A 13,543-nucleotide genomic window follows, 5' to 3' on the forward strand; every position below is an offset into this window, starting at 1 on the left:
AAAGCACGCAAAAAATTACCAGCGCCATGGAGAAAGTGGCGGTCAGCAAGATGCGCAGGGCACAAATGCGCATGGCTGCTAGCCGTCCTTACGCGGAGCGTATCCGCCAGGTGATCGGTCATCTGGCCAACGCCAACCCGGAATACCGCCACCCATTCATGATCGAGCGCCCTGTAAAGCGCGCCGGTTATATCGTGGTGAGCAGTGACCGTGGTCTGTGCGGTGGCTTGAATACCAACCTGTTCAAGGCCTTGGTCAAGGACATGAGCGCAAACCGCGAACAGGGCGTTGAAATCGACCTGTGCGTGATCGGCAGCAAGGGTGCGACTTTCTTCCGCATCTTTGGCGGCAACGTCGTAGCCGCGATCAGCCACTTGGGCGAAGAGCCATCGATCAATGATCTGATCGGCTCCGTCAAAGTGATGCTGGACGCCTACCTCGATGGCCGTATCGATCGCCTCTCGGTGGTTTCGAACAAGTTCATCAACACCATGACCCAACAACCGACGGTCGAGCAATTGGTACCGTTGGTGGCAACCCCGGATCAGGAACTCAAGCACCACTGGGACTACCTGTACGAACCCGACGCAAAAGAGCTGCTGGACGGCTTGATGGTGCGTTACGTGGAGTCGCAGGTGTACCAGGCGGTGGTCGAGAACAACGCTGCTGAACAAGCGGCCCGGATGATCGCCATGAAAAACGCCACAGACAACGCCGGTGATTTGATCAAAGAGCTGCAATTGATCTACAACAAGGCGCGTCAGGCTGCGATCACCCAGGAGATCTCGGAAATCGTCGGCGGCGCTGCCGCGGTTTAACGGTTCACATATTCAGAGGATCCAGCTATGAGTAGCGGACGTATCGTTCAAATCATCGGCGCCGTCATCGACGTGGAATTCCCACGTGACGGCGTACCGAGTGTATACAACGCGCTGAAAGTACAAGGCGCGGAAACCACCCTCGAAGTTCAGCAGCAGCTGGGCGACGGCGTGGTTCGTACCATTGCCATGGGCTCGACCGAAGGCCTGAAGCGCGGTCTGGATGTCGTCGACACCGGTGCTGCCATTTCCGTTCCTGTTGGTAAGGCCACCCTGGGCCGTATCATGGACGTACTGGGCAACCCGATCGACGAAGCCGGCCCGATCGGTGAAGAAGAGCGTCGCGGTATCCACCAGCCAGCGCCTTCGTTCGCTGACCAGGCAGGCGGCAACGACCTGCTGGAAACCGGCATCAAGGTTATCGACCTGGTTTGCCCGTTCGCCAAGGGTGGTAAGGTTGGCCTGTTCGGTGGTGCCGGTGTCGGCAAGACCGTAAACATGATGGAACTGATCCGTAACATCGCCATGGAACACAGCGGTTACTCCGTGTTCGCTGGTGTGGGTGAGCGTACTCGTGAGGGTAACGACTTCTACCACGAGATGAAGGACTCCAACGTTCTCGACAAGGTAGCGCTGGTCTACGGTCAGATGAACGAGCCACCAGGAAACCGTCTGCGCGTAGCGCTGACCGGACTGACCATGGCCGAGAAGTTCCGTGACGAAGGTAACGACGTTCTGCTGTTCGTCGACAACATCTATCGTTACACCCTGGCCGGTACCGAAGTATCCGCACTGCTGGGCCGTATGCCTTCGGCAGTAGGTTACCAGCCGACCCTGGCTGAAGAGATGGGCGTTCTGCAAGAGCGCATCACCTCCACCAAGGAAGGTTCGATCACCTCCGTTCAGGCCGTATACGTTCCTGCGGACGACTTGACCGACCCGTCGCCAGCGACCACCTTCGCCCACTTGGACGCCACCGTCGTTCTGTCTCGTGACATCGCCTCCCTGGGTATCTACCCAGCGGTCGATCCACTGGACTCGACTTCGCGCCAGCTGGACCCGAACGTGATCGGCAATGAGCACTACGACACCGCTCGTGGCGTTCAGTATGTTCTGCAGCGCTATAAAGAGCTGAAGGACATCATTGCGATCCTGGGTATGGACGAACTGTCCGAGACCGACAAGCAACTGGTAGCCCGCGCTCGTAAGATCCAGCGCTTCCTGTCGCAGCCGTTCTTCGTGGCCGAAGTCTTCACCGGTTCGCCAGGCAAGTACGTTTCCCTGAAAGACACCATCGCTGGCTTCAGCGGCATCCTCAAAGGTGACTACGACCACCTGCCAGAACAAGCGTTCTACATGGTCGGCAGCATCGACGAAGCGATCGAGAAAGCCAAGAAACTGTAATTCCTGCGCCCCGCAAGGGGCGCTATCAGGTTGAGGCAAGCAGATGGCTATGACAGTCCATTGCGATATCGTCAGCGCGGAAGGAGAAATTTTCTCCGGTCTGGTCGAGATGGTGGTTGCGCACGGTAACCTGGGTGATCTTGGTATCGCTCCAGGCCACGCGCCGCTGATCACCAATCTGAAGCCAGGTCCGATCACGCTGACCAAGCAGGGTGGCGCCCAAGAGGTGTTCTACATCTCTGGTGGTTTCCTCGAGGTTCAGCCGAACATGGTCAAGGTGCTTGCCGATACCGTGCAACGTGCTGCAGACCTGGATGAAGCGCAGGCTCAGGAAGCCCTCAAGGCTGCCGAGAACGCCCTGAATCTGAAAGGTGCGGACTTCGACTACAGCGCCGCCGCCGCACGTCTGGCCGAGGCCGCAGCCCAGCTGCGTACTGTCCAGCAAATGCGCAAAGGCAAGTAATCAGCCCAGGGCTGATGACTGCTGTTGTGATTGAGTAAAAGGGTAGCCTCGGCTACCCTTTTTCTTTTTCCGTTTTCCCCCCGGTCATTTCACTGACCGCCCAGGATTGGTAGCCAGTAATGTCACTCGATATCGTTATTCTCGCCGCCGGCCAAGGCACTCGCATGCGTTCGGCGCTGCCCAAAGTGCTGCATCCGGTAGCCGGCAACTCGATGCTTGGCCATGTTATCCACAGCGCGCGCCAACTGCAGCCGCAAGGTATTCATGTGGTGATTGGCCACGGTGCCGAGCTGGTTCGCGAGCGCCTGACTGCTGACGACCTGAATTTCGTCATGCAGGACAAGCAGCTGGGCACCGGCCACGCAGTTGCCCAGGCGCTGCCGGCAATCTCCGCGGACACCGTGCTGGTACTGTACGGCGATGTGCCGTTGATTGAAGTGGAAACACTGCAGCGTCTGCTGGCCAAGGCCAACGACAAGCAGCTGGGCCTGCTCACGGTGACCCTCGATGACCCGACCGGTTATGGCCGTATCGTCCGTGACGAGCAAGGCATGGTGACTGCAATCGTCGAGCACAAGGACGCCACCGACGCGCAGAAAGCCATCAAGGAAGGCAACACCGGTATTCTCGCCCTCCCGGCCGCACGCCTTGCCGATTGGATGAGTCGCCTGTCGAACAACAATGCCCAGGGTGAGTATTACCTGACTGACATCATTGCCATGGCTGTAGCCGATGGCCTGGTGGTTGCCACCGAGCAGCCACATGATGCGATGGAAGTGCAGGGCGCCAATGACCGGCGCCAGCTTTCCGAGCTGGAGCGCCATTACCAGCTGCGCGAAGGCCGTCGACTGATGGCGCAAGGTGTCACCCTGCGCGACCCTGCACGCTTCGATGTGCGCGGTGAAGTCACCGTTGGTCGCGATGTGCTGATCGACATCAACGTTATCCTCGAAGGCAAAGTGGTCATCGAGGACGATGTCCAGATCGGCCCTAACTGCGTAATCAAGAACACCACCCTGCGCAAAGGGGCGGTGGTCAAGGCCAACAGCCACCTCGAAGGCGCGGTGATGGGCGAGGGCAGCGATGCGGGGCCGTTCGCCCGCTTGCGCCCGGGCAGCGTGCTGGACGCCAAGGCCCATGTGGGTAACTTTGTCGAACTGAAGAATGCGCACCTGGGTGAGGGGGCCAAGGCTGGTCACCTGAGCTATCTGGGCGATGCAGAAATCGGTGCGCGCACCAATATCGGTGCCGGCACCATCACCTGCAATTACGATGGTGCCAACAAGTTCAAGACCGTGATGGGCGAAGATGTGTTCATCGGCTCGAACAATTCCCTGGTGGCGCCTGTGGATATCCAGGCGGGGGCGACTACCGCTGCCGGTTCGACCATCACCCAGACAGTGAAAGCCGGGGAGTTGGCTGTAGGTCGTGCGCGCCAGCGCAATATCGAAGGCTGGAAGCGGCCGGAGAAGCTCAAGAAGAGCTGAGTTATACACAGCTGTTTCTACTCAAAGCCGACCTATGAGAATAGGTCGGCTTTTTTGTGGGTAGAGATTCCTGGTGTAATTCCGAGCAGCTGAAAGATTTATCCACAGCTTGACGAAACGCTCATCTTAGGTTTTGATTGCAACCATTATCTTTCGAAACGAAACTTAAGCGCTCATGTCGAAACGAAACACCCCACAACGACGGCACAACATTCTGGCTTTGCTCAGCGAGCAGGGCGAGGTGAGCGTGGACGCGTTGGCCAAGCGTTTCGAAACGTCGGAAGTGACCATCCGCAAAGACCTCGCCGCCCTGGAAACCAACGGCCTGCTGCTGAGGCGCTATGGTGGTGCGGTGCCTGTCCCGCAAGAGCTGCTCGGTGAGCCCGCTCAGCCTGTCTCTTCCTATAAAAAAGCCATCGCCCGGGCAGCTGTCGGGCGCATCCGCGAACATGCACGGATCATCATCGACAGCGGCAGTACCACGGCGGCCATGATCCCGGAGCTGGGGCGCCAGCCCGGCCTGGTGGTGATGACCAATTCGCTTAACGTGGCCCGTGCCATCTGCGACCTGGAACACGAACCGGTGCTGCTGATGACCGGCGGTACCTGGGACCCGCATTCCGAGTCGTTCCAGGGCCAGGTGGCCGAGCAGGTATTACGCTCTTACGATTTCGACCAGCTGTTCATCGGTGCCGATGGCATCGACCTCGGCCGCGGTACCACCACCTTCAACGAGCTGCTTGGGCTCAGTCGGGTCATGGCCGAGGTAGCCCGTGAAGTGATCGTGATGGTGGAGTCCGACAAGGTAGGGCGCAAGATCCCCAACCTCGAGCTGCCGTGGAGCAGCGTGCACACTCTGATTACAGACGAACGCCTGCCCGCAGCGGCACGCGAACAAATTCAAGCCCGTGGCGTCAACCTGATCTGCGCCGCGATCAGCCAGGAGCAATAAACATGTGTGGAATCGTTGGCGCCGTCGCCGAGCGTAATATCACAGCCATCCTGATCGAAGGCCTCAAGCGTCTCGAGTACCGCGGGTACGACAGCGCTGGCCTGGCAGTGCTCACCCAGAACGGTGAACTGCAGCGCCGCCGCCGCATCGGCAAGGTCAGCGAGCTGGAAGCAGCTGTTGCAGCAGACCCGTTGGCAGGCCAGCTGGGCATCGCCCACACCCGTTGGGCTACCCACGGTGCGCCAACCGAAGGCAATGCACACCCGCACTTCTCGGCGAGTGAAGTGGCCGTTGTGCACAATGGCATCATCGAGAACCACGAGGAGCTGCGCGAAGAGCTGAAGGCGCTGGGCTACGCCTTCACCTCGCAGACCGATACCGAAGTGATCGTCCACCTGATTCACCACACCCTGAAAACCATCCCTGACCTGACCGATGCCCTGAAGGCTGCGGTCAAGCGCCTGCATGGTGCCTACGGCCTGGCGTTGATCAGCGCCAAGCAGCCTGACCGCCTTGTTGCAGCCCGCAGCGGCAGCCCGCTGGTCATCGGCCTGGGCCTGGGCGAGAACTTCCTGGCCTCCGACCAACTGGCCCTGCGCCAGGTCACCGACCGCTTCATGTACCTGGAAGAAGGCGACATCGCCGAAATCCGCCGTGACCAGGTTTCCATCTGGGACGTGCAGGGCGACAAGGTTCAGCGCGAAACCGTGCAGTACCACGAAGGTGCCGAAGCTGCTGACAAGGGCACTTACCGTCACTTCATGCTCAAGGAAATCCATGAGCAGCCAAGCGTGGTGCAGCGCACCCTGGAAGGCCGTCTGGGCACTGACCACGTCTTGGTCCAGGCCTTCGGACCGCAGGCCGCCGAGCTGTTTGGCAAGGTACGGAATGTACAGATCGTTGCGTGCGGCACCAGCTACCACGCGGGCATGGTAGCTCGCTACTGGCTGGAAAGCCTGGCGGGTATCCCATGCCAGGTCGAGGTAGCCAGCGAGTTCCGCTACCGCAAGGTGGTGGTGCAGCCGGACACCCTGTTCGTCTCCATCTCGCAGTCCGGCGAAACCGCCGACACCCTGGCCGCTTTGCGTAACGCCAAGGAGCTGGGTTTCCTGGGCAGCCTGGCAATCTGCAACGTGGGCATCAGCTCGTTGGTACGTGAGTCGGACCTGACCCTGCTGACCCTGGCCGGCCCGGAAATCGGCGTGGCTTCCACCAAAGCCTTCACCACCCAGCTGGTTTCACTGATGCTGCTGACGCTGGCCCTTGGCCGGGTGCGCGGTACCCTGGATGCCGGCGTCGAAGCCGAGCTGGTGGAAGAACTGCGCCGCCTGCCGACCCGTCTGGGCGAAGCCCTGGCCATGGACGCCACCGTCGAGAAAATTGCCGAGCTGTTTGCCGACAAGCACCACACCCTGTTCCTTGGCCGTGGTGCGCAGTACCCGGTCGCGATGGAGGGTGCGCTCAAGCTCAAGGAAATCTCCTACATCCACGCCGAAGCCTACCCGGCAGGCGAGCTGAAGCATGGCCCGCTGGCACTGGTGGATAACGACATGCCGGTGGTTACCGTGGCCCCGAACAACGAACTGCTGGAAAAGCTGAAATCCAACCTGCAGGAAGTACGTGCCCGTGGTGGCGAGTTGGTAGTGTTTGCCGACGAGCACGCTGGTATGACCAATGGTGAAGGTACGCACGTGATCAAGGTGCCGCACATCGCCGATGCCCTGGCGCCGATCCTGTACACCATTCCGTTGCAGCTGCTGTCTTACTACGTCGCTGTGCTGAAAGGCACCGACGTGGATCAGCCGCGTAACCTGGCCAAGTCGGTTACTGTCGAGTAAGGCGAGAGCCGGTGGTTTTGTTGAATTAAAGCTGTCGTTGAACAATTAAAACTGTCGCCGGTGGAGGGGAGGCTATTGCTTCCCTTCATCGGGCGGCTTCACCAGCCTCCCGGCGTGAACCTGGTACCGGCGTTTTCACATGCCCCTCTCGATTCTGCCTGATGAAACTCTTCCGTCATACGTGAGAAGGAACCTGCTGCTCTATTGGGCCGAGCCCTAGGCAGAGATCTTCGAAGCCCTGCGTAGCCGTCATGTAATAAAGACGGCCGAAGTCAGAAGGCTCGCAGCAGCCATCGGGTGGCCGCAGGGCTCGGTACCGACGGCCGCAGCGCTGTTGTGCTGCTCGATGTCGAACAGCGCAGCGGGATATGACCGTAAGATGAGCCATCGGCGTTGTGTTCTGGTTGTCGAGGCTGGTGCACGGGGTCATGCCCCTCGTACAGGTCGATGTCGATCCCGCCATACATGACCCGGTGGCCACTAAGCATTCAACGCCCGTTTCAACACCTCGTAGATTTTCGCATCACCCGATTGGGCAACGTTGAAACGCAGAAAATCACCGGCCGTCATGGACTGGCTGAACGCATTGCCCGGCGCCAGCAGCACTCCTTCATGCAAGCAAGCCCGGGCCAGCGCTGCGGCATCCGTGCCCTGCGGGAGTTGGCACCAGACGTACATTCCTGAGCGCGGCGTCATCCAGGGCGTGATGCCAATGGCGCGAAGCCTGGCGACCGTGCTGTCCATACCCTCGGCCAGCCTGAGGCGAACACCCTCCATGTGCTTTCTGTACCCGCCGTCGGTAATCGCCTGATGGATGATGTCTGCTGCCAAGCGACCACCGCCGAACGTGGTGGCGATCTTGAGATCGACCAGGCTCTCGATCCAGTCACTGCGAGCCGCGATGTAGCCGCAGCGAATCGAAGCGGAGATGGTTTTGGAAAAACTGCCTATGTGGATGACCCGAGCGAGGCCATCGAAGGCCGACAGCCGTGGCGCGGGCGTATTTTCGAAATCGGCGAAGATGTCGTCCTCCACGATCACCAGGCTGGAACTGTCGGCCAGTTTCAGCAGTCGGTGTGCGGTGACCGCAGACAGGGTGGCCCCGGTCGGGTTGTGGACGCCTGCATTAGTGATGTACAACCGCGGCGCATGCGCTAGCAGGGCCGCGCCAAACGCCTCGATGTCCGGGCCCGTCGCTGTGTAGGGAATGCCTACGATGTTCACCCGGTGGGCTTTGAGCAGGGCGTGAAAATTGAAATAGCACGGGTCGTCGACCAGCACGGTGTCCCCCGGCTCCAGCAAAAAACGGCAGATCAGGTCGATGGCATGGGTGCCGGAGTCCGTCAGCATGATCTGTTCAACCGGAGCTTCGATGCCGGCGCTGGCCAGCTTTCTTGACAGGAATTGCCTCAGAGGCGGTTGCCCGAGCGGTGAGGCGTAATCCGTCAGTTTCAGCGTCTCGGCGCGGGCAACGGTTCGCAGCGCTTTGCGCATGCCCGCTTCGTACATCCAGGATGCGGGCAGCCAGCCACACCCCGGTTTCAAGGCATCGCTGGCGGTTACAAGTGACTGGCGCGAGATCCACAACGGGTCCACTTCACGATCAAGCCTGGGGCCGAGTTCGGTGAGCACCAACGGCGCCACCGGCCCTGCTACGTAAAAGCCGGAGCCGGGGCGAGAATTGAGTACTCCTTCTGCCATCAGCCTTTCATAGGCCTCAAGCACTGTGGACACCGACACCTGCATGGCCTGGGCCATGGCGCGGACCGAGGGGATTCTCGCCCCTGGGGTGTAGGTTCGGGAGGCTATACGCGACTGGACCTCACCCATCACAGCGTGAATCCGGGTTCCGTTGCGTTTCATCACATCCTCAACTGTGCTGGAGTCATATACATAACAGTTCGGCAAAAGCGTACTGGATTGTACATGGCCCGGGCTGGTCTGTCGGTGATGTACTGGCCCTTGGCTTACCGAGGGCGTACCGATGAAAAAATCAACAAGCGGGTGGATCAACGGCTTGATAGGCGTCGCCATCTTTGCCGGCTCGCTGCCTGCAACCCGAGTGGCAGTGGCCGATTTCGAACCGACGTTCCTGACCTGCGCCAGGGCCACCATTGCCGCCCTGCTGGGTGCGCTTTTTCTGATCGTGCTGCGCCAGCCGCGGCCAAGGCGGGGTGATCTGTCGCCCTTGGCCATCACCGCGCTCGGCGTGGTCATTGGTTTCCCGCTACTGACCGCACTGGCCCTGCAGCACATCACCTCGGCCCATTCCATTGTTTTTGTCGGGCTCTTGCCATTGTGTACCGCAGGGTTCGCCGTGCTGCGCGGTGGTGAACGGCCTCGGCCCTTGTTCTGGCTGTTTTCGCTGGCAGGTGCCGGGCTGGTGGCAGGCTATGCGTGGATGAACGCAGGCGAAGGGTCGGCGCTGGGCGATCTGCTGATGTTGGCGGCGGTGCTGGTCTGTGGCTTGGGTTATGCCGAAGGGGCGCGCCTGGCGCGGACATTGGGGGGCTGGCAGGTGATCAGTTGGGCGTTGCTGGTTGCGTTGCCGTTGATGCTGCTGATGACCGTGGTCAATCTTCCGGCTCCCGATGAGTTCGCCAGGGTAAGTGCCCCTGGGTGGCTCGGCCTGGGCTACGTTTCACTGTTCAGCATGCTGATCGGCTTTGTGTTCTGGTACCGGGGGCTCGTCCAGGGTGGTGTCGCGGCGGTGAGCCAGCTGCAACTCTTTCAGCCGTTCATGGGGCTTGGGCTGGCAGCGTTGCTGCTGCATGAGCACGTCAGCTGGACCATGCTTGTGGTGACGTTGTGTGCGGTGATCTGCGTTTACGGGGCCAGGAAATATGCCCAATAGCGCAAGGGCTCCAGCGGGTGACGAGTACCCGCTTCTGCCCGATTGCTGCCCTTCGGGGCAGCTATGGGTCGATAGCGGATATTCACCACTAATGCTGAGGGATCATGGCACCTCCATTTGGGCCTCATTGAGGCTTCAGGGTGTCTATGAAACCAGGGGCGATTCACTGTTCAATTTTCACGTTGAGTTGGATTCATGGAGAGGCAGATTGAACCGGCGTGAAGATTCAATACAGACTAAATGAAAACGTGGAACTGCCTGAACAGCGCCGCCATCAATATCCCTGCGGTGATTGCGGGAAGTGGCTTGCGCAGCGCGAGCATCACGATCGCGGTCGTCAACAAGGCAACACGTGCCCCGTTATCCCCCGTGACCGCCAGCGGTGTCAGCACCGCTACCAACACTGAGCCCGACATGGCATTTATGAATTGCTGCACCCTGTAGTTGATTGGGACGAACGACATCACGAACACCCCACCCCAGCGGGTCACAAGAGTGACCACAGCCATGATCAGAATGATGTACAGCGTGCCGAATCCCGAGATATCAATGCTCATGCTTTTTTCTCCGTCCAAACGGCGCCGAGCAGGCCACCAGCCAAGGCTCCGGTGACGACGTGGCTGTTTTCAGGCAGATATGTATACGCGATTAACGATGCAGCGGCTGCCACACTCCAGATGATCAGCATGCGTGGGTTCTTCTGGCCGCCGAGCACCATTGCCAGCAGGAAACAGCCCATGACCATGTCCAGGCCCAGGCTGACCGGGTCCTGGATGACCGTGCCAAATTTCAGCCCCAGCCAACTACCAAGCGTCCAGGCCGACCAAAGCGCAAGGCCGCCACCGAACAGCAGACCCATGCCGGCCTTGCCGTTACTGAACGCCTGCATCGACATCGCCCAGTTGGCGTCCGAAACCACCATCATCACCCCATAGCGCTTGGCGCGTGGCAGCTCGCGCAACCACGGATACAGCGTCGCGCCCATCAACAGGTGCCGGGCATTGATCGCGAACACCGTTACGATCAATGGCACCACCGGAACGTGCTGCCCCCACAGGTCGAGTACGGCAAATTGCGCAGCGCCGGCGAAAACCAAACTGCTCATCAGCAGTGTTGATGCTTCGCTCAGGCCTGTTTGCGCGGCGGCCAGGCCGAAGGCGATGGCAAACACCATCACGAACATGGAGATGGGCAGCAGTTGTTTGAAACCGTTCCATATCTTGTTTCTATTCAGCTCCACCGAGCTTGCATCGACACTCAACACCATTACACCTCATCACCACCGCAGGTTTGTACCGCTGTTCAGGCGCCATTCTGAGGACTTCCTCCCGGTCAAGAAAAGCGAATAAGTGTTATAAAGGCCATTCGATTGTCGAATGGCTTAAGATTGGCTATGCACTCCAAGGATCTGCAAATTGACTGGCTGCGGACTTTTGTCGCAGTGGTCGATACTGGTTCGATGACTGCGGCGGCGCGGCAGGTATCGCGCTCGCAATCAGCCGTTAGCATGCAGCTGAAGAAACTTGAGGACAGCATCGGTCGCCCGCTGCTCAACCGCGAGCCTCGGCAACTGTCCTTGACGCCAGCGGGCTTCGACCTGTTGGGCCACGCGCGCAAGTTATTGGCATCCCACTCAACGCTGGTGCTGGCGATGCATGGCGGGGCACTTTCCGGTCGAGTGACGTTCGGCGTTCCAGATGACTACGCCGTGCCCTATCTGGTGCCGGTGCTCAGGCACTTTGCTACGCGTTTCAGCGAGGTCGAAGTCACGTTGGTGTGCGAGGAGTCTACCGCGCTGCTGGCAAAGGTTGATCGAGGTGAGATCGACCTGGCGCTGGTCACGCGTGATGCACCTTCGCGGGGAGAACTGTTGTTCAAGGAGGCACTGGTTTGGGGGGCGGCCGAGCAGCACGAAATCTGGAAGTGCAGTCCCCTGCCTATTGCTGTGCATGAACTGGGCGGACGCCTGCGTAGCGAGATCCTGGCAGCGCTTGACGCTCAGCAGCGTGAGTACCGTGTCGTCTATAACAGCCCGAATGTCTGTGGTCAGATCGCTGCCGCGCAAAGCGGCATGGCGATTGCTGTACTAACCCGGTGCAGCCTTCCACCGAGCTTGAAGATGGTGGATACCCGGCAAGGGTTGCCTGAGCTGCCGGTGATTCAAGTTGTGTTGATACGTAGCCGGGATTCAAAGGGCTCTCGAGCTGTGGATGCGATGTACGATGAGGTCATGCGGGCTTTGCGCGATCCACTTTGTATCGAATAGAGACTCAAAAGCGCAGCGCCCCGCCGGTACTTAAGCCGACCAGCTGCTGCCAGCATTAGGGCACAGGACGTGACAGCAGCGAGACTCGTGGCTTGCCTAAGGGGCTTATATCGCATGGTTTAAACTGGCCCACCGGCTCACAGTTCAAGTCTGGGAACGGGGCGAAGCCATGTTCCCACAATGGGAAATCAATCCGATTTACAGCTAATCAAACGCACCATTCAGCACTTCATAAATAAGCCCGGTCGCCAGCGCCACCAGGATCAAATCCGTCCCAACTTGCTGCCACTCGTACCCGTCATAGTGTGGCAACCTGCCCACCAGTCGACCATCGAGCTTCTTGGCGATACCAGGCGGAAGCGGCTTGCCGCGAGCGAGGTTCTTCTGAATCCCTGGCGGCAACGCAGGCCCCGGGCTCCAGTAATCCCGGTAACCATCGACAATCCCCAGGACGCTCGCACGATTGATACTCGGACCACCGTGCCAATCACCCTCACCTGACTTTTTGCCTTTGCCGCCATGATCCTGGTTATGCGACTGGTTCCCTTTGGCATTTCCCTGGCCCTTGCCATTACCGGGATCAGCCATTGCAGGCAGAGAGCCACAGATCAGGGCGAGACAGGTAACGCCGACGGTGATTGAGCGGAAAATGAACATGGGAGCGTTCCTTCGTGTGGGGGTACATTGTCCAATCTAGACGATTGCCCCAATGTCAATCCATTGCCCCCGTGCCTACACAAGGCCGTGCCTGCAAGCGAAAGTGCTTTCCCTGCAGGCGCGGCCCCGTGTCGTGTCAAGGGCTGGAACCCAGCGCATGACAAATCCGAATCAGATCTGCATCGCCATCCCGTCCACATTCATCGCTGCCTGGCGCAACGCCTCGGAGCGAGTAGGGTGGGGGTGGCAGGTAAGGGCGATGTCTTCCGCCGAAGCCGAGAACTCCATGGCTACGCAGAACTCACCAATCATCTCGCTGACACTTGGCCCCACCAGGTGCACACCCAGCACTTCATCGGTTTCGGCATCGGCCAGGACCTTGGCGAAGCCTTCGGTCTCGTGGTTGATCTTGGCCCGGCTGTTGGCAGTGAACGGGAACTTGCCCACCTTGTAGGCACGCCCTTCGGCCTTGAGCTGTTCTTCGGTCTTGCCCACGGTTGCCAGCTCGGGGCGGGTGTAGATCACGCCGGGGATGAGGTTGTAGTTGACCTCGTGAGGCTTGCCGGCAATGCGTTCGATGCAGGCCACTGCTTCGTCTTCCGCCTTGTGCGCGAGCATCGGGCCGGAAGTGACGTCGCCGATCACCCAGACACCCGGCACTGCAGTGCGGTGGTGCTGGTTGTCGAGCATGCCGCGCTTGTCGGTTGCCAGGCCCACGCTTTCAAGGTTGAGGCCCTGGGTGTAGGGGCGACGGCCGATCGCCACCAGCACGTAGTCGGCCTGCAGTGTTTCTGCGCTGCCGCC

The 13,543-nt window shown here is 59.8% G+C and carries 13 protein-coding genes; 8 read left to right on the forward strand and 5 right to left on the reverse strand.

Annotated features, from left to right (window positions below; genetic code table 11):
- The 6 genes from atpG to glmS form a co-directional block, all read left to right on the forward strand.
- Positions 1–818, forward strand: an 818-nt coding sequence (atpG, locus tag HP546_RS16070; RefSeq protein WP_218584534.1) for a F0F1 ATP synthase subunit gamma, incomplete at its 5' end; no start/stop codon positions are given.
- A gap of 27 nt (positions 819–845) precedes the next feature.
- The gene (gene atpD / locus HP546_RS16075; RefSeq protein WP_043199911.1) at positions 846–2,222 is read left to right on the forward strand and encodes a F0F1 ATP synthase subunit beta; all 1,377 of its coding nucleotides are present in this window, start codon (positions 846–848) and stop codon (positions 2,220–2,222) included.
- A gap of 43 nt (positions 2,223–2,265) precedes the next feature.
- Entirely contained in the window at positions 2,266–2,685 is a 420-nt protein-coding gene (locus tag HP546_RS16080) for a F0F1 ATP synthase subunit epsilon (protein ID WP_041167946.1), read from the forward strand.
- A 119-nt stretch (positions 2,686–2,804) separates the two neighbouring features.
- On the forward strand, positions 2,805–4,172 hold the full coding sequence (gene glmU / locus HP546_RS16085; RefSeq protein ID WP_172227314.1) for a bifunctional UDP-N-acetylglucosamine diphosphorylase/glucosamine-1-phosphate N-acetyltransferase GlmU: 1,368 nt from the start codon (positions 2,805–2,807) through the stop codon (positions 4,170–4,172).
- A gap of 175 nt (positions 4,173–4,347) precedes the next feature.
- Positions 4,348–5,124, forward strand: a complete 777-nt coding sequence (locus HP546_RS16090) for a DeoR/GlpR family DNA-binding transcription regulator (RefSeq protein WP_172227316.1) — start codon at positions 4,348–4,350, stop codon at positions 5,122–5,124.
- A gap of 2 nt (positions 5,125–5,126) precedes the next feature.
- Positions 5,127–6,962 carry a glutamine--fructose-6-phosphate transaminase (isomerizing) gene (gene glmS, locus HP546_RS16095; RefSeq protein ID WP_172227318.1) on the forward strand — a complete coding sequence of 612 codons (1,836 nt, stop codon included), beginning with the start codon at positions 5,127–5,129 and terminating at the stop codon, positions 6,960–6,962.
- A gap of 480 nt (positions 6,963–7,442) precedes the next feature.
- Here the strand turns inward: glmS and HP546_RS16100 are convergent, their stop codons facing one another.
- Complete coding sequence (locus tag HP546_RS16100; RefSeq protein WP_172227320.1) at positions 7,443–8,825, reverse strand: PLP-dependent aminotransferase family protein; 1,383 nt, start codon at positions 8,823–8,825, stop codon at positions 7,443–7,445.
- Positions 8,826–8,946: 121 nt separating this feature from the next.
- Between HP546_RS16100 and HP546_RS16105 the strand changes: the two genes are divergently transcribed.
- Positions 8,947–9,816 (forward strand): DMT family transporter, encoded by an 870-nt coding sequence (locus HP546_RS16105; RefSeq protein ID WP_172227322.1) that lies wholly within the window; start codon positions 8,947–8,949, stop codon positions 9,814–9,816.
- A gap of 236 nt (positions 9,817–10,052) precedes the next feature.
- Here HP546_RS16105 and HP546_RS16110 read toward each other — a convergent pair whose 3' ends face one another.
- Both HP546_RS16110 and HP546_RS16115 read right to left on the reverse strand, forming a co-directional pair.
- Positions 10,053–10,373, reverse strand: coding sequence for an AzlD family protein (locus HP546_RS16110; RefSeq protein ID WP_172227324.1), 321 nt, complete (start codon positions 10,371–10,373; stop codon positions 10,053–10,055).
- Positions 10,370–11,083 carry an AzlC family ABC transporter permease gene (locus HP546_RS16115; RefSeq protein ID WP_172227326.1) on the reverse strand — a complete coding sequence of 238 codons (714 nt, stop codon included), beginning with the start codon at positions 11,081–11,083 and terminating at the stop codon, positions 10,370–10,372. Before HP546_RS16115 ends, HP546_RS16110 begins: the two co-directional genes overlap by 4 nt.
- Before the next feature lie 126 nt (positions 11,084–11,209).
- Here HP546_RS16115 and HP546_RS16120 point away from each other — a divergent pair, with 126 nt between their 5' ends.
- Positions 11,210–12,082 carry a LysR family transcriptional regulator gene (locus tag HP546_RS16120; protein WP_172227328.1) on the forward strand — a complete coding sequence of 291 codons (873 nt, stop codon included), beginning with the start codon at positions 11,210–11,212 and terminating at the stop codon, positions 12,080–12,082.
- 204 nt (positions 12,083–12,286) lie between these two features.
- Here the strand turns inward: HP546_RS16120 and HP546_RS16125 are convergent, their stop codons facing one another.
- Together HP546_RS16125 and HP546_RS16130 are read right to left on the reverse strand one after the other, a co-directional pair.
- Positions 12,287–12,739: an anti-virulence regulator CigR family protein gene (locus HP546_RS16125; RefSeq protein WP_172227330.1), complete on the reverse strand. Its 453-nt coding sequence runs from the start codon at positions 12,737–12,739 to the stop codon at positions 12,287–12,289.
- A gap of 171 nt (positions 12,740–12,910) precedes the next feature.
- A partial coding sequence (locus HP546_RS16130) for an FAD-dependent oxidoreductase (protein ID WP_172227332.1) occupies positions 12,911–13,543 on the reverse strand: 633 nt, incomplete at its 5' end.

The organism is Pseudomonas sp. CM25, from assembly GCF_013179705.1.
In the GTDB taxonomy this organism is placed as follows: Bacteria; Pseudomonadota; Gammaproteobacteria; order Pseudomonadales; family Pseudomonadaceae; genus Aquipseudomonas.